Below are 14,794 nucleotides of genomic sequence, written 5' to 3'. Positions count from 1 at the left end.
AGCCCCGCCGCATTTAGTGGCGGAAGTGGCGCATTCCAGTGAAGACCATGGCGAGCCCCGCCGCATCGGCCGCGGCGATCACCTCGGCGTCGCGGATCGACCCGCCCGGCTGGATCACCGCGGTGACGCCGGCGGCCGCCGCCGTCTCCAGCCCGTCGGCGAAGGGGAAGAAGGCGTCGGACGCCACGACGCTGCCGCGGGCCAGCGGCTCGGCCAGGCCGGCGGCCTTGGCCGCGGCCTCCGACTTCCAGGCGGCGATGCGGGAGGATTCCACCCGGTTCATCTGCCCGGCGCCGATGCCGACGGTGGCCAGGCCCTTGGCATAGATGATGGCGTTGGACTTGACGTGCTTGCAGACCCGGAAGGCGAAGATCAGGTCCTCCAGCTCCTGCGCGCTCGGCGCCCGCTGCGTCACCACCTTCAGCCCCTCGGCGGTGATCCGCCCGGCGTCGCGCGACTGGGCGAGGAAGCCGCCGGCGACGCTGCGGAAGGTCAGGCCGGGCGCCGCCGGGTCGGGCAGGCCGCCGGTCAGCAGCAGGCGCAGGTTCTTCTTGCGGGCGAAGACCGCCTTCGCGCCCTCGTCCGCGTCGGGCGCCACCACCACCTCGGTGAAGATCGCCGCGATCTTCTCGGCCGCGGCGGCGTCAAGCGTCCGGTTGGCGGCGACGATGCCGCCGAAGGCGGAAACCGGGTCGCAGAGCAGCGCGCGGTCCCAGGCGGCGGCCAGGCTGTCATCCACCGCCACGCCGCAGGGATTGGCGTGCTTGACGATGACGATGGCGGGGCGGTCGAATTCGGCGACGCATTCATAGGCCGCGTCGGTGTCGTTCAGGTTGTTGTAGGACAGCTCCTTGCCCTGCACCTGGGTCGCGGTGGCGATGCCGGCCCGTGCCGTGCCGTCCAGGTAGAAGCCGGCCTGCTGGTGCGGGTTCTCGCCATACCGCAGCGTCTGCCTGAGGATGCCGGCGAAGGCCAGGCGCGGCGGGAATTCCTCGCCAAGCTGGCCGGCGAACCAGCCGCTGATGGCGGCGTCGTAGGCGGCCGTCCGGGCGTAGGCGGCGGCGGCCAGCGCCTTCCGGGTCGCCAGGCGGGTGCCGCCCGTGGCCGCGATCTCCGCCTGCACCGTGGCGAACTGGCCGGGTTCGGTCAGCACCACCACATGGGCATGGTTCTTGGCGGCGCTGCGGATCATCGCCGGGCCGCCGATGTCGATGTTCTCGATGCAGTCGTCGAAGCCGGCGCCCTTCGCCACCGTCGCCTCGAAGGGGTAGAGGTTGACCGCCACCAGGTCGATCGGGGCGATGCCGTGCGCGGCCATCTGCGCCCGGTGGTCGGCCAGGTCGCGCCGGCCGAGCAGCCCGCCATGCACCTGCGGCACCAGGGTCTTCACCCTTCCGTCCAGGATCTCCGGGAAGCCGGTGTGCTCGCTCACGTCCTTCACCGCGATGCCGGCCTCGCGCAGCGCCTTCGCCGTGCCGCCGGTGGACAGGATCTCCGCCCCCTGCCCCGCCAGGAAACGGGCGAATTCCACCAGGCCGGTCTTGTCGGACACCGACAGCAGGGCGCGGCGAACGGGGACGGGATCGGTCATCGGGGCAACTCCGGGAAGGGCCGCGGCATAGACCAGATCGCCCGCGGCCGGAACCGGCTGCGGGCGCGAATCCGGCCACCGGGCCTCGCCCCGGTGGTCCGCTCTACGCGGGCTTGATCCCGGCGCTGCGCACGACCTTGCCCCAGCGCTCCGCCTCCTGCGCCACGAAGCCGCCGATCTCGGCCGCGCCCGGGGTGCCGAGCGAGACGATCCCCGCCGCCTCCAGCCGTTCCTTCACCACCGCGCCGGCCAGTGCCTCCTGCACCGCCAGGCGCAGCTTCGCGGCGATCTCAGGGTCGAGCCCGGCCGGCGCCGCCAGCAGGAACCAGTTGGTGGCGACCACCCGCGGGAAGCCCTGCTCGGCCAGCGTCGGCACCCCGGGCACCGCGGCGATCCGCCCCTGGGCGGAGATCCCCAAGCCGCGCAGACCGCCCGCCCGGATCGCCGCCGCATTGGCCCCTACGGTGTCCCAGAGGCTCTCGGTATTGCCCGACAGCACCGCCTGCTGCGCCTCCGCCGCGCCGCGGAAGGGCACGTGCAGCATCTGCACCCCGGCCTCCATGCCGAACAGCACGCCGGTCAGGTGGCCGAGCGTGCCGACGCCGGAGGAGCCGAAGCTGACCGCCTCGGGCTTCGCCCTGGCCGCCGCGACATAGTCCTGCATCGAGCGGATCGGCCCGTCGCCCCTCACCGCGCAGGCGATCGGCGCCCCGGCCAGCATGGCGACCCAGGCGAAGCTCTTCGCCGGGTCATAGGCCAGGTTGGGGAACAGCGCCGGGGCGATGGCCAGCGGCCCGGTATTGCTGACCAGCAGCGTGTGCCCGTCCGGCTTCTCCATGGCGCCCGCGGCGGTGCCGACCGACCCGCCGGCGCCGGTCCGGTTGTCCACCAGGAAGGGCTTGCCGAAGGCCTTCTCCAGGCCTTCGGTCAGCGGCCGGACAATGATGTCGGACGCCCCGCCCGGCGCGTAGGGGACGATGATGCGCACCGGCCGGCTCGGCCATGGCCCGGCCTGGGCGCGCAGCAGGCCGGGCGCGGCAAGGCTGCCGGCGGCGGCGGTGAGGAGCATACGGCGGAGCATGGCGGTGCCTTCGATCTGCGCAGGGCCGGCGCGGCGATGCCCGCGCAGGGGGCGGCCCCGCCCCGGATCATCCCCGGGCGGCCGCCACCGCCCCGGGTCCGCAATCGGCGTGCCAGCAGGCGGTCAGGGGGTGGGCGCCGCCTCGGGCAGCAGTCCCTCCGCCTTCAGCGCCTGCCAGAAATCGGCCGGGATCGGCGCCCGCATCAGCGCGGCGTTCTCCCGCACCCGCGCCGCGCCCTTGGCGCCGGGGATGACCGAGGCGACCACCGGGTGCGCGGCGCAGAATTGCAGCGCCGCGGCGCGGATATCGACCCCGTACCGGCCGCAGACCGCCGCCACCCGGTCGCGCGCCATCACCTCGGCCGGCGCCGCCACGGCATAGTTGAAGGTCTTGCCACCGGCGAGCAGGCCGGAATTGAACGGCCCGCCCACCACCACGTGCACGCCGCGCGCGGCGCAGGCCGGGAACAGCGCATCCAGCGCCGCATGGTCGATCAGGCTGTAGCGGCCGGCCAGCAGGAAGACATCCGGGTCGGCCCGGTCCAGCGCCCGCAGGCAGGGCTCGGTCAGGTTCACCCCGAGGCCCCAGGCACGGATCACCCCCTCCTCCCGCAGCCGGGTCAGCGCCTGCGCGGCGCCGTCCATCGCCTGGTCGAACAGGCCTTCCCAGGCCGCGCCATGGGTGTCCTCGGCGATGTCGTGGATATAGGCGATGTCGATATGCGACAGCCCCAACCGCTGCAGGCTGTCCTCGATCGAGCGGCGCGTGCCGTCGGCCGTGTAGTCGTAGACCGGGCGGAAGGGCAGCGCGTCGACGAAGACCTGCACCGTGCGGGGAGCGTTGCGGTCGGGGATCTGCAGCCGGCCGACCTTGGTCGAGAGCACGAATTCCTCGCGCGGCCGCTGCCGCAGCACATGGCCGAAGCGGTGCTCCGACAGGCCGGCGCCGTAATGCGGCGCGGTGTCGTAGTAGCGGACGCCGCTATCCCAGGCGGCCCCCAGCGAGGCCTCGGCGGTCGCCTCGTCGATCGCGGCGAACATGTTGCCGAGCGGCGCCCCGCCGAAGCCGAGCGGACCGGGCGGGGCGAAACGGGTGGTGGCGGACATCGGCGGAGCCTCGGTGGTTCGAGGCGCAACGCCGGGCGGCAGGCCAAGGTTCAGAACGCGGTGCGCAGCCGTAGCCCCAGCACCGCCACCGGGCCGCGATCGGCGTTGTAGGCGGGGTTGCCGAAGACCTGAAGGTCGGCCGTCACATCGGTGCCCGGCGCGGCGCGCCAGCGGTAATAGGCCTCGGCCGCCACTTCGGCCCGGTAACGGAGCCTGCCGTCGCCGGTGATGAAGCCGATCCCGCCGGCCTCGAGGAAACGCCTATGGCCGGGCGACAATCCGCCGACATTGCCGGCCAGGCCGACCGTGTCCGCCGCCCGTCCCCAGCGCTGCCCCGTCCAGGACAGGCCGGCGGAGACCGCCCAGTCCATCTCGGTATACATCCAGTTCTGCGTCCGGCCGTCGTTCCAGGAGGCCCGGGCGAAGGCGCCGAGGTCGTCGCGCAATTCCTGTTCCCAGTTCAGCACCGCCATGGTCTTGGTGGTGGAGGCGCCGGTCGGGCTGACCTCGGTCGCGGTGATGTCGCCCTCGACCAGCGCCTCCCAGCGCTGCGCCCGGGTGCGGGACAGGCCGAGCAGCAGGCGGAGCGCCCCCGGCCGCGCGCCCCAGTCGTAGAAACGGTCGGCCTGGGCCAGCAATTGGAAACCGCGCAATGGCTGCGGGTCGAGCGAGAGCGAATTGATCCGCTTGGCCACCTGGAAGGCGCCGCCGCGCAGACCCCAGGCGCCGGACTCCCATTCCAGCGCCACGCCGTTGGTGAAGCCCTTGGCGTCGTTGGCGAAATCGAAGGCCCCGGCAGAGGCGAAGGCCCAGTTGAGGAATTGGGTGCGCGGGTCATGCGCATAGCGGTTGTCGTCGAAGATATCGAAGACCGGGAATTTGCCGGCGGTGAGGGTGATCCGCTCGCGCGGCAGGCTGCCGGCGAAACGCAGCGGGTCGTGCTCCGCCGGGCTCCGCTCGCCGGACAGGGCGATGGTCTGCCGCAGGAAGGCACGGGCGACATAAAGGGTCGGCATGTCGCTGCCGACCCGGAAGGCCTCGCCGTTCGGGAAGGCCGCCAGGCCGCGGGTGCCGGACAGGCCGAAGCCGCGCGAGACCTGCGGGTCGACGATCACCTCGGCCCCCTGCCAAAGCCGCCGGCCGAGCAGGACATCGAGCGAGAGGGTGTTGCGCCCCTGGGCGCCGGCGCCGAGGCTGTTCTCGCCGCGATAGGGCGCGCGGAAGGCCGGGTGGACTTGCTGCACGAAGGTCGACTGGCCGCGGACCATCCAGCCTGCCGCTTCCAGCGCCTGCTGCCGTGCCGCGAGGTCGGGGAAGATCGCCGCCTCGGCCGGGCCCGGCGGCGGCGCCACGCCAAGGCCACCGCCATGCTGCGCCCAGGCCGGCCAGGCGACCAGCCAGGCGAGCAAACAGGCCACGGATGCAGACCTGTTCATATGAAGAGGTCGATAGAGTTTCTTCAGCAAAATCAAAAGCATACGCGGAACTAGCGACGCCTCCGCGACAAGGCAACCGTGCCTGATTGAACTGCTGTTTAAAGGTAGCAAACCGGTAATATCAACTTTTGGTTGATATTTGATCACGGAATCGGCATCGTGCGCCCCGATCCATTGGCCGGTCCGCCCGGACCAAGTCGTTTCGAGGCATTCTTCGATGGCCCGCCCCGGTGGCGCAGTCCTCATGGCCGTGCGCAACGGCGCCCGGTTCCTGCCCGAACAGCTGGACAGCCTCAGCGACCAGGCCGGCCCACCGCTCTCCCTGCTCTGGCGCGACGACGGCTCCGAAGACGCCTCGGCCGAGGTGATCGGCGCCTGGGCACGGCAGACCGGCGCCGCGGCACGACGGCTGGACCAGCCGGAAGGCCGGCTCGGCGCCGCCCGCGGCTTCCTCGCCCTGCTGGCCGCGGCGCCGGACGACGCGCCCTTCTTCGCCTTCTGCGACCAGGACGATGTCTGGCTGCCGGCCAAGACCGCCCGCGCCGTCGCCGCGCTGGACGCCGTCCCGCCCGGCATTCCGGCGCTGGCATGCGCCCGGCAGCGGCTGGTCGACGCGGCGCTCCGGCCGCTCGGCGAGAGCAGCCTGCCCGGCCGGCCGCCCGGCTTCGGCAACGCCATCGTGCAGAACATCGCCACCGGCTGCACCATCGTGCTGAACCCGGCGGCCCGCGCCCTGCTGCTCGCCGCGCCACCGCCGCCGCCTGGCTCCATGCATGACTGGTGGGCCTATATCCTGGTGACCGGCGCCGGCGGGCGGGTGCTGTTCGACCCCGAACCGGCGCTGCTCTACCGCCAGCACGGCGGCAACACGATCGGCGCCGACCCGCCGCTGCTCGACCGCCTGAGCCGGGCGCTGCGGCGTGGCCCGCGCGGCTTCACCGCGATGGTCGGCGCGCATCTGGACTGCCTCGCGGCGGTCGAGCCGCTGCTGGCGGAGGAGGCACGACGCGTCCTCGTCCTGCTGCGCGGCATGCGCGGGCGCGGCCCGCTCGGCCGGCTGCGGCTGGCGCGCCAGGCCGGGCTCTATCGGCAGAGCCGGGTGCAGGACCTCGCCATGGCGGCCTGGTTCGCCCTGGCGCCGCTGCCGCCCGCGCGCGGCACCGCGCCATGAACGCGGTGGCCGGGACCGCCGCCCCGCCGCGGCCCGTTGCGGCGACCGGGCCGGCGACCGGGGCGGCGCTGACCTCGGTGGTCATCGTCAGCTACCAGACCGGCCCGGCGCTGCAGCGGGCGGTCGCCTCCGCCCTGGCACAGGACCGGCCGGTGGAAGTGCTGCTGGTCGACAACGGCAACCCGCCGGAGACGGCGGCGATGCTGGCCGCCTGGGCGGCGCGCGAGCCACGGCTCCGGCTGCTGACCGGCCAGGGCAATATCGGCTTCGGCGCCGCCTGCAACCTCGGTGCCCGGGCGGCGCGTGGGGACGCCCTGCTGCTGCTGAACCCGGATGGCGAATTGGCCCCGGATGCGCTGGCGCGGCTGCGGCGGCATGCCGCAACGCTGCCGTCCCCCTGGATGATCGGCCCGCGCATCCTGGACGGGGCCGGGCAGGACCAGGCCGGCAGCCGGCGCCGCCTGCTCACCCCGGTCTCCGCCCTGGTCGAGGCGCTGCGGCTGCACCGGCTCTGCCCCGGCCTGCGGCTGAACCTGCACCGCACCCCGCTGCCGGCGCGGATCACCCCGGTCCCGGCCATCAGCGGCGCCTGCATGTTCCTGCGGCGGGAGGCCTATTGGCGCATCGGCGGCTTCGACGAGGGCTATTTCCTGCATGTCGAGGATCTCGACCTCTGCCTGCGGTTCCGCCGCGGCGGCGGCGAGATCCTGTTCGCCCCAGATGTCGTGGTGCGGCATCTCGGCGGCACCAGCGAAGCGCCCAAGGCGGTGGTGGAACGCCACAAGGCGCGCAGCTTCCGGCGCTACTTCCGGCAGAATTTTCCCGGCATGCCCAAGCTGGTGCGGCTGGCACTGGACGGTGCCATCGCGGCGCAGCTCGGGCTGCGGATGCTGCGCGGCCGGCTCTTCTCGTGAACCTCTCTCCTATGTGATCCGTGTGGTCGCATCTGACCGGGTGGTGAAGCGAAACGTAAGCGGCGGCGTCCTATCCAGGACGGGTGAAGGTCGCCCAGGTCATCAACGTCGATTTCGCCCTGCGCCATTTCCTCTTGCCGCTGATGCGCGGCGCGCGGGAACGCGGGCATGAGGTCGTCGGCCTCTGCGCCGAAGGACCGCTGCTCGACCTGCCGCGGAGCGAGGGGTTCCGGATCATCCCGGTGCCGATGGCCCGTTCGCTCAACCCGGTCGCGCAGTACCGCGCCTTCCGCGCCCTGCTGCGCATCTTCCGCACCGAGGGTTTCGACCTGGTGCAGGGCCACATGCCGATCAGCGGCGTGCTGGCGCGGCTGGCCGCCCGGGTCGCGCGCCGCCATGGCAGGCCACGGATCGCCTATACCTGCCACGGCTTCCTGTTCAACCAGCCTGGCCCCTGGTGGCGCCGGGCGCTGTCCTTCGGCCTGGAATTCGCCGCCGGACGGATCACCGACACCTACCTGACCGTCAGCGCGGAGGAGGCCGTGGACGCCCGCCGCCTGGGCATCCACCGCCAGCCGGTGGCGGTCGGCAACGGCCGCGACCCCGCCGCCTTCCGCCCCGACCCGGCGGCGCGCCTGGCGGTGCGGGCGGAGCTCGGCGCCCGGCAGGGCGACTGCGTCATCATCGCCGTCTCCCGCCTGGTGCGGCACAAGGGCTATCCGGAACTGCTGGCCGCGCTGCGGGCGCTGCCGCCGCATTGCGTGCTCTGGGTGGTCGGCGACCGGCTGCCGAGCGACCATGGCGAGGACATGGAACCGCTCTTCGCCGCCGCGGCGGCCGAGCTCGGCCCGCGCTTCCGTCGGCTGGGCTACCGCACCGACGTGCCGCGGCTGCTGGCCGGGGCGGATGTCTTCGCCCTGCCCTCGCATTTCGAAGGCCTGCCGATGTCGGTGATCGAGGCCATGCTTTGCGGACTGCCGGTGGTGGCGACCGATATCCGCGGCCCGCGCGAGATGGTGGTGGCGGGCGAGACCGGCCTGCTGGTGCCGCCCGGCACGGTGGATCCGCTGGCCGCCGCGCTGGAGGCGCTGGCGCAGGATCCGGCCCGCCGCGCCCGACTGGGCGAGGCCGGCCGGCAAAGGGCGCTGCAATGCTACACCGAGCAGAAGGTGGTGGGCCGGACGCTCGACCTGCTGGGGCTCTAGAACGGATCGCGGGCGGGCGTGAACACCCGGGCGCGTACATCCGCCCTGGAAACAACGAGTCGCAGCGGTGCGGCCTTCGCTTTCGAACGCAGACCACTGTAGCGCAGGCCGCCGGTGGGCGCGCGCGCCCGGACGCATGGAGCGGCGCTGACATCAGGCTGCCACGGCGGTGCCGCGTTGGCTTTCGCCCGCAGGCCGCTGTCGCCCCGGTTCAGCCCTCCGTTGCCTCGCCGCCCGCCGCCGGCACCCGGCCGATCGCCCATTGTACGGTGTTGGCGCCCGGCTCGGCGGTGAGCACGATCTGGCTGGTCCGCCGCGGCTCGCCGCCGCCGAGATAGAGGCTCTCCTCCACCGCGACCTTGGCGCCCTTGGCCCGCAGCCGCCAGAACTGGTTCGAGGGCAGCTTCAGCAGCACCGCCGCATCGTCGATCTGCGGCGTGGCGATCACCGCCGGATGCAGGTGGAAGCGCAGCAGGAAGCCCGGCACCGGGGTGCCCGGCTCGGCCATCTCGATCAGGTCCTCGCCGCGCAGGTCGTCGCCGTTGCGGTCGATGTAGAGCCGCCGGCGGTGCTGCGCGCCGAAGGGCTTGCGCCAGCCGTCATGCACCGCGTCCAGCCATTGCGCGCCGTCGGCTTCCTGCCGGTCGCCCTCGACCCGCTCCGGCCGGCGGCCGAGGCCTTCGTCCTTCAACTCGGAGGAGTTGGTATCGGCCAGCACCAGGGTCGAATGCGCCGCGGTGGCGCGCATCGCGTCGCGCCAATCGGTCTCGGCCGCCGGTGCCGCGCCGCAATTCACGATCAGCCGGTCGCGGCCGATCGACATCTCGAAGCTGAGCGTGCCGGCATGGGCGAAGCGGTCGGCGCCGCGCGGCAGGCCGGTGGCGTTGTCGCGCGCCCGCAGCGGCGGCGGCGCGCCGGCATCGGCGATGATCAGGGTGCGGCCGGCCTGCAGCCGGTGGAAGCCGCTCTCCTCCAGCAGCAGCGGCGCGCGGCCGCGGGCCTGGCCCTGGGTCAGCACCAGGTCGACGAGGCCCGGCCCGTCCTCCCGCGTCCCGTTGAACTGGGCGAGGCCGCCATCGCCGTGGCGAAACAGCCGCAGCGCCTGGCCGGCGCGTTCCAGCACGGTGGCCAGCAGCGGCGGCGGGTTCAGCCCGGCGCCATGCAGCAGGTTGCGGATCTCGATCAGGTCCTGCAGCGCCAGCAGCAGCTGCGCCGGGGAGCGTTCGACATGCCCGCCATCGGGGTGGAACTGGCGTTCCAGTTCACCGGGCAGGAAGCGAAGCGCCCGGGTCATCCAGGCTTCCTCCTCCAGCGCCACGGCGGCGGCGATGGCGCCCTTCAGCGTCACCAGGGCGCCGCGATGCATCGCCTCCGCCGGCAGGCTGCCGACCACGCCGCGGGCGTCCTGGGCGAGGCGGACCAGCAGCTTCTTCTGGAACCCGTCCTCCGCCGTGGCGGCAAGGAAATCCCAATGGCCGAGCCAGGCGGAGACCCGGGCGGCGGCGACTTCCGGCGCCTGGGCCAGGGTCTCGGCCGCGCCGCGCGCCAGCCAGTCCTCGGCCAGGTCGCGGGCGCGCATCCGGGCGGTGTCGGTGCCCAGCGCGCGGAGGTCGCGCAGCCAGGCGAAGCCATGCGCGGCGGCGCGCCAGGTGACCGGGCCGGCGGACTCGGTCCAGCCGTCGCCACCCGGCTCGAGCCGCCGGGTGGTGCCCAGCACCTCGAATTCCGCGCGCAGCAGGCGGGCGCCGCGGCCGGCATCGCCGGGCCACAGGTCGCGGAAGGACCGCGCCGGCGCGTCCGGCACCTTCACCGGCTTGAGGCCGGAGATGAAGCGGCGGGTGCCCCGGATCAGCTCGCGCATCGGCCTACCCCCGCCCGCGCCATCAAGGCATCCCCTTGATGGCAGAAATAGCCTGCGCATAGTCCGGCGCGCCGAACACCGCGGTGCCGGCGACCAGCACGTCGGCCCCGGCCGCGATGCAGCGCGGCGCGGTCCGGGCGGTGACGCCGCCATCGACCTGCAGCGCGATCGCCTGCCCGCCCCGGGCGACATGGGCATCGATCATCTGCCGCAGGACCGCGATCTTGCCGAGCTGGCCTTCGAGGAAGGACTGCCCGCCGAAGCCCGGATTGACCGACATCACCAGGATCAGGTCGCAGAGCTCGAGCACGTTCTCGATCGAGGAGACCGGCGTCGCCGGGTTCAGCACCACCCCGGACTGCTTGCCCAGGGCCCGGATGGTCTGCAGCGTGCGGTGGAGGTGCGGCCCGGCTTCCGGGTGGACGCTGATGAGGTCGGCCCCGGCCTCGGCGAAGGCCTGCAGGTAGGGATCGGCCGGGGCGATCATCAGGTGGACGTCGAAGGGGATCGTGGCGTGCCGGCGCAGCGCCTTCACGATCACCGGGCCGAAGCTGATGTTCGGGACGAAATGCCCGTCCATGATGTCGAGGTGCAGCCAGTCGGCGCCGGCGGCGGCGACGGCGCGGGTCTCCTCGCCGAGCCGGGCGAAATCGGCAGCGAGGAGCGATGGGGCGACTCGGACGGGACGGGGCGGCATCATGCACGGTTCTAGCGGCCGGGCCGGAGGGGCGGCAAGGCGGCGCTGACCGGCAATGACGCGGCGGTGATGCCGGCCGCGTGAGGTCAGCCCTGATCCGGCGGCGCGGCGCGGACGCGGCCGAGCCCGGCGAAGCGGGGGCAAGGCAGCGGCGCCGTAGGCGGCCGGCCGCGCGCGGGGCCTGCAGGCCCTTGACAACAACGCCGCGGTGCTGGCCGGAAGGCCGGCACACACCCCCGTCATCGCATGAGAAGGGACCGTCCATGACCGAGTTGCCGCCCCGCAAGCAGGCCGCCGAGCTGCGCTCCGCCCGCTGGTTCGGCCCGGCCGACCTGCGCAGCTTCGGCCACCGCAGCCGCGCCATGCAGATGGGCTACGCGCCGGAGGAATGGACCGGCAAGCCGGTCATCGCCATCGTCAATACCTGGTCCGACCTCAACCCCTGCCACACCCATCTGCGGCAGCGGGCCGAGGACGTGAAGCGCGGCATCCTGATGGCCGGCGGCTTCCCGGTCGAGCTCCCGGCGATCTCGGTCAGCGAGAGCTTCGTCAAGCCGACCACGATGATGTACCGCAACATGCTGGCGATGGAGACGGAGGAGCTGCTGCGCTCCCACCCCGTCGACGGCGCGGTGCTGATGGGCGGCTGCGACAAGACAACGCCCGGCCTGCTGCTGGGCGCGACCAGCATGAACATCCCGGCGATCTTCGTCCCCGCCGGGCCGATGCTGCGCGGCAATTGGGGCGGCAAGACGCTGGGCTCGGGCTCGGACAGCTGGAAGTACTGGGACGAGCTGCGCGCCGGGAAGATCACCCAGGCGGACTGGCTGGGTGTCGAGGCCGGCATCGCCCGCAGCCACGGCACCTGCATGACCATGGGCACCGCCAGCACCATGACGGCGATCGCGGAAGCGGTCGGCATGGTGCTGCCCGGCGGCTCCTCGGTCCCCGCCGCCGATGCCGGCCATATCCGGCTGTGCTCGGAAAGCGGCCGGCGCATCGTGGAGATGGTCTGGGAGGACCTGACGCCGCAGCGCATCCAGACCCGGCCGGCCTTCGAGAACGCCATCGCGGTGGCCATGGCGATGGGCTGCTCGACCAACGCCATCATCCACCTGATCGCCATGGCACGCCGCGCCGGCCAGGATATCGGGCTCGAGGATTTCGAGCGCTACAGCCGCCGGGTGCCCGTCATCGGCAACGTCCGCCCCAGCGGCGACAAGTACCTGATGGAGGACTTCTTCTATGCCGGCGGCATCCGCGCGCTGATGGGCAACATCACCGAGCACCTGCATCTCGGCTGCCTCACCGTCACCGGCCGGACGCTCGGCGAGAACATCGAGGGGGCGAAGGTCTACAACGACGACGTCATCCGCAACACGGCGAACCCGATCTACGGCGAGGGGTCGCTGGCGGTGCTGAAGGGCAACCTGGCGCCGGATGGCTGCGTCATCAAGCCGGCGGCGATGGACCAGAAGTTCCTGAAGCACAGCGGCCCGGCGGTGGTGTTCGACGACTATCCCAGCATGAAGCAGGCGGTGGACGACGAGAGCTACGACTTCACCCCCGACAGCGTGCTGGTGCTGCGCAATGCCGGCCCGCAGGGCGGCCCCGGCATGCCGGAATGGGGCATGCTGCCGATGCCGAAGAAGCTGCTGAAGATGGGGCTGCGCGACATGCTGCGGCTGTCGGATGCGCGGATGTCCGGCACCTCCTACGGCGCCTGCGTGCTGCACGTGGCGCCAGAGAGCTATGTCGGCGGCCCGCTGGCCTTGCTGCGGACCGGCGACGTCGTCACCCTCGACGTCGATGCCCGGACCATCAACATGGACGTGCCGGAGGAGGAGCTGGCGCGCCGCCGTGCCGCCTGGGTGGCGCCGCCGGCGCGCTTCGAGCGCGGCTATGGCTGGGCCTTCACCAAGCATATCGAGCAGGCCGACCAGGGCTGCGACTTCGACTTCCTGCGCACCGATTTCGGCGCGCCCGTCCCCGAGCCGGTGATCTACTGACATGGCCCTTTCCGCCGAGACCCGCGCGAAGCTGACCAGGGTCAGCACCGCGACGCTTGCCACCGCGCTGTTCAAGCGCGGCCTGCGCGGCCAGATGATCCAGGGCGCCCTGCCCCTGCATACGCCGGCCGGGAGCATGGTCGGCGAGGCCTATACCGTGCGCTACATCCCGGCACGGGAGGACCTCAACACCCTCGCCGTCTTCCGCGACCCGGCGCATCCGCAGCGCGTCGCGGTCGAGGAATGCCCCCCCGGCGCCGTGCTGGTCTTCGACAGCCGCAAGGATGCCCGCGCCGCCTCGGCCGGCGCGATCCTCATCGGGCGCCTCAAGATGCGCGGCGTCGCCGGCGTGGTGACCGATGGCGGCTTCCGCGACAGCGCGGAGATCACGGCGCTGGGCATCCCCGCCTTCCACACCCGCCCCTCGGCGCCGACCAACCTGACGCTGAACCAGGCGATCGGCATCAACGAGCCGATCGCCTGCGGCGACGCCCCGGTCTTCCCGGGCGACGTGCTGGTCGGCGATGGCGACGGCGTCATCGTCATCCCCGCGGCGATCGCGGACGAGATCGCCGCCGAGGCGACCGAGATGACCGCCTACGAGGATTTCGTGGCCGAGAAGGTGGCCGAGGGCCGCAGCATCCGCGGCCTCTATCCGGCCACGGATGAGCGGAACCTGGTCGAATTCGCCGAATGGCGCAAAGCCAAGGGCCGCTGACGCAGCCTCGCCGGGAGAAAGCAACCATGCATCGTCGTACCCTGCTGGGGGCCAGCGGCCTCCTCGCCATGCCCGCGCTGCGCGCGCGGGCACAGGTGGAATGGCCGGACAAGCCGGTCACCATCATCGTTCCCTTCGCCGCGGGGTCTTCGTCCGACATCATCGGCCGGTCGATCGCGCAATACCTGCAGCAGACCACCGGCAAGCCCTTCGTCGTCGAGAACCGGCCGGGCGCGACCGGCGAGGTCGGCGCGCGGCAGGTGATCCGCTCGGCGCCCGACGGCGCGACGTTGATGCATGCGCCGATCAGCACCTGGGCGATCAACGTCGCGCTGCGGCCGAACCTCGGCTACGACCCGGTGACGCAACTGACCCGCATCACCCAGACCGTGCGCACGCCGAACGTCCTGGTGGTGAACCCGCAATCGGTGCCGGTGGACGACCTGCCCGGGCTGATCGCTTGGCTGAAGAAGAACGAGAAGACGGCCGCCTACCCCAGCAGCGGCGTCGGCTCGTCCGATCACCTGACCGGGGAGATGTTCAAGCTGGCGACGGGGACGGACATGGCGCATGTCCCCTATTCCGGCGGCGGCCCGGCGATGACCAGCCTCATCGCCGGCACGACGCAGGTGTCGTTCCAGAACCTCGGTTCGGTGATCCCGCATATCCGCGACGGCCGGCTGAAGCCGATCCTGACCACGGCGGAGACGCGCAGCCCGATCCTGCCGGAGGTGCCGACCGCGATCGAGGCGGGGCTGCGCGACTTCGTCGTCTATTCCTGGCAGGGCTTCGGCGGCCCGCCCGGCATGCCGCCGGCCTTGCTGCAGCGCATCCATGCCGCCGCGACCGAGGCGCTGCGAAGTGCGCAGGTGGCGCCGCGGCTGACCGATCTCGGCTTCGACATCGTCGCCAATAGCCCGGCGGAATTCGCCGCCTTCCAGCAGCAGGAGATCGCCCGCTGGACCAAGGTAGTGAAGGCGGGGAACATCACCCCGGACTGAATG

12 protein-coding genes are annotated in these 14,794 nt (G+C 72.4%); 6 read left to right on the top strand and 6 right to left on the bottom strand.

Going from position 1 to position 14,794, the window contains the following annotated elements; translation table 11 throughout:
* Positions 1–13 precede the first annotated feature (13 nt).
* The 4 genes from purH to ACFQS7_RS03745 form a co-directional block, all read right to left on the bottom strand.
* Positions 14–1,591, bottom strand: a complete 1,578-nt coding sequence (gene purH / locus ACFQS7_RS03760; RefSeq protein ID WP_380065675.1) for a bifunctional phosphoribosylaminoimidazolecarboxamide formyltransferase/IMP cyclohydrolase — start codon at positions 1,589–1,591, stop codon at positions 14–16.
* Positions 1,592–1,694: 103 nt separating this feature from the next.
* A complete protein-coding gene (locus ACFQS7_RS03755) occupies positions 1,695–2,672 on the bottom strand; it encodes a Bug family tripartite tricarboxylate transporter substrate binding protein (RefSeq protein WP_380065674.1) in 978 nt (325 codons plus the stop codon).
* A 123-nt stretch (positions 2,673–2,795) separates the two neighbouring features.
* On the bottom strand, positions 2,796–3,779 hold the full coding sequence (locus ACFQS7_RS03750; protein ID WP_380065673.1) for an aldo/keto reductase: 984 nt from the start codon (positions 3,777–3,779) through the stop codon (positions 2,796–2,798).
* A gap of 50 nt (positions 3,780–3,829) precedes the next feature.
* A complete protein-coding gene (locus ACFQS7_RS03745; protein ID WP_380065672.1) occupies positions 3,830–5,197 on the bottom strand; it encodes a carbohydrate porin in 1,368 nt (455 codons plus the stop codon).
* Positions 5,198–5,459: 262 nt separating this feature from the next.
* Here ACFQS7_RS03745 and ACFQS7_RS03740 point away from each other — a divergent pair, with 262 nt between their 5' ends.
* The 3 genes from ACFQS7_RS03740 to ACFQS7_RS03730 all read left to right on the top strand — a co-directional run bounded on the left by ACFQS7_RS03740 (position 5,460) and on the right by ACFQS7_RS03730 (position 8,505).
* Positions 5,460–6,386, top strand: a complete 927-nt coding sequence (locus ACFQS7_RS03740) for a glycosyltransferase (RefSeq protein ID WP_380065671.1) — start codon at positions 5,460–5,462, stop codon at positions 6,384–6,386.
* A complete protein-coding gene (locus tag ACFQS7_RS03735) occupies positions 6,383–7,300 on the top strand; it encodes a glycosyltransferase family 2 protein (RefSeq protein ID WP_380065670.1) in 918 nt (305 codons plus the stop codon). The genes ACFQS7_RS03740 and ACFQS7_RS03735 overlap by 4 nt, the downstream gene beginning before the upstream one ends.
* A gap of 83 nt (positions 7,301–7,383) precedes the next feature.
* A complete protein-coding gene (locus tag ACFQS7_RS03730; RefSeq protein ID WP_380065669.1) occupies positions 7,384–8,505 on the top strand; it encodes a glycosyltransferase family 4 protein in 1,122 nt (373 codons plus the stop codon).
* A 211-nt stretch (positions 8,506–8,716) separates the two neighbouring features.
* Here ACFQS7_RS03730 and ACFQS7_RS03725 read toward each other — a convergent pair whose 3' ends face one another.
* Both ACFQS7_RS03725 and rpe read right to left on the bottom strand, forming a co-directional pair.
* Positions 8,717–10,366: a heparinase II/III family protein gene (locus ACFQS7_RS03725; protein WP_380065668.1), complete on the bottom strand. Its 1,650-nt coding sequence runs from the start codon at positions 10,364–10,366 to the stop codon at positions 8,717–8,719.
* 22 nt (positions 10,367–10,388) lie between these two features.
* Entirely contained in the window at positions 10,389–11,066 is a 678-nt protein-coding gene (gene rpe, locus ACFQS7_RS03720) for a ribulose-phosphate 3-epimerase (RefSeq protein WP_380065667.1), read from the bottom strand.
* Positions 11,067–11,326: 260 nt separating this feature from the next.
* Between rpe and araD the strand changes: the two genes are divergently transcribed.
* From araD to ACFQS7_RS03705, 3 genes are read left to right on the top strand one after another with little or no spacing between them, the layout of a single operon-like run.
* Positions 11,327–13,072, top strand: a complete 1,746-nt coding sequence (araD, locus tag ACFQS7_RS03715) for an L-arabinonate dehydratase (RefSeq protein ID WP_380065666.1) — start codon at positions 11,327–11,329, stop codon at positions 13,070–13,072.
* A 1-nt stretch (position 13,073) separates the two neighbouring features.
* Positions 13,074–13,790 (top strand): ribonuclease activity regulator RraA, encoded by a 717-nt coding sequence (locus tag ACFQS7_RS03710; RefSeq protein WP_380065665.1) that lies wholly within the window; start codon positions 13,074–13,076, stop codon positions 13,788–13,790.
* Between the two features lie 26 nt (positions 13,791–13,816).
* Positions 13,817–14,791 (top strand): Bug family tripartite tricarboxylate transporter substrate binding protein, encoded by a 975-nt coding sequence (locus tag ACFQS7_RS03705; RefSeq protein ID WP_380065664.1) that lies wholly within the window; start codon positions 13,817–13,819, stop codon positions 14,789–14,791.
* Positions 14,792–14,794 lie beyond the last annotated feature (3 nt).

The organism is Dankookia sp. GCM10030260, assembly GCF_042666655.1.
Lineage (GTDB): Bacteria > Pseudomonadota > Alphaproteobacteria > Acetobacterales > Acetobacteraceae > Paracraurococcus.
The sequence above is the reverse complement of the archived record's forward strand: the minus strand, read 5'-3'. Positions and strand labels throughout refer to the sequence as shown.

What these genes read in the sequence shown, in the direction of transcription:
- ACFQS7_RS03750 (WP_380065673.1), bottom strand. Translation starts at nt 3,779, where the DNA reads ATGTCCGCCACCACCCGTTTCGCCCCGCCCGGTCCGCTCGGCTTCGGC.
- purH (WP_380065675.1), bottom strand. Translation starts at nt 1,591, where the DNA reads ATGACCGATCCCGTCCCCGTTCGCCGCGCCCTGCTGTCGGTGTCCGAC.
- ACFQS7_RS03755 (WP_380065674.1), bottom strand. Translation starts at nt 2,672, where the DNA reads ATGCTCCGCCGTATGCTCCTCACCGCCGCCGCCGGCAGCCTTGCCGCG.
- ACFQS7_RS03740 (WP_380065671.1), top strand. Translation starts at nt 5,460, where the DNA reads ATGGCCGTGCGCAACGGCGCCCGGTTCCTGCCCGAACAGCTGGACAGC.
- ACFQS7_RS03725 (WP_380065668.1), bottom strand. Translation starts at nt 10,366, where the DNA reads ATGCGCGAGCTGATCCGGGGCACCCGCCGCTTCATCTCCGGCCTCAAG.
- ACFQS7_RS03710 (WP_380065665.1), top strand. Translation starts at nt 13,074, where the DNA reads ATGGCCCTTTCCGCCGAGACCCGCGCGAAGCTGACCAGGGTCAGCACC.
- ACFQS7_RS03705 (WP_380065664.1), top strand. Translation starts at nt 13,817, where the DNA reads ATGCATCGTCGTACCCTGCTGGGGGCCAGCGGCCTCCTCGCCATGCCC.
- ACFQS7_RS03735 (WP_380065670.1), top strand. Translation starts at nt 6,383, where the DNA reads ATGAACGCGGTGGCCGGGACCGCCGCCCCGCCGCGGCCCGTTGCGGCG.
- rpe (WP_380065667.1), bottom strand. Translation starts at nt 11,066, where the DNA reads ATGATGCCGCCCCGTCCCGTCCGAGTCGCCCCATCGCTCCTCGCTGCC.
- araD (WP_380065666.1), top strand. Translation starts at nt 11,327, where the DNA reads ATGACCGAGTTGCCGCCCCGCAAGCAGGCCGCCGAGCTGCGCTCCGCC.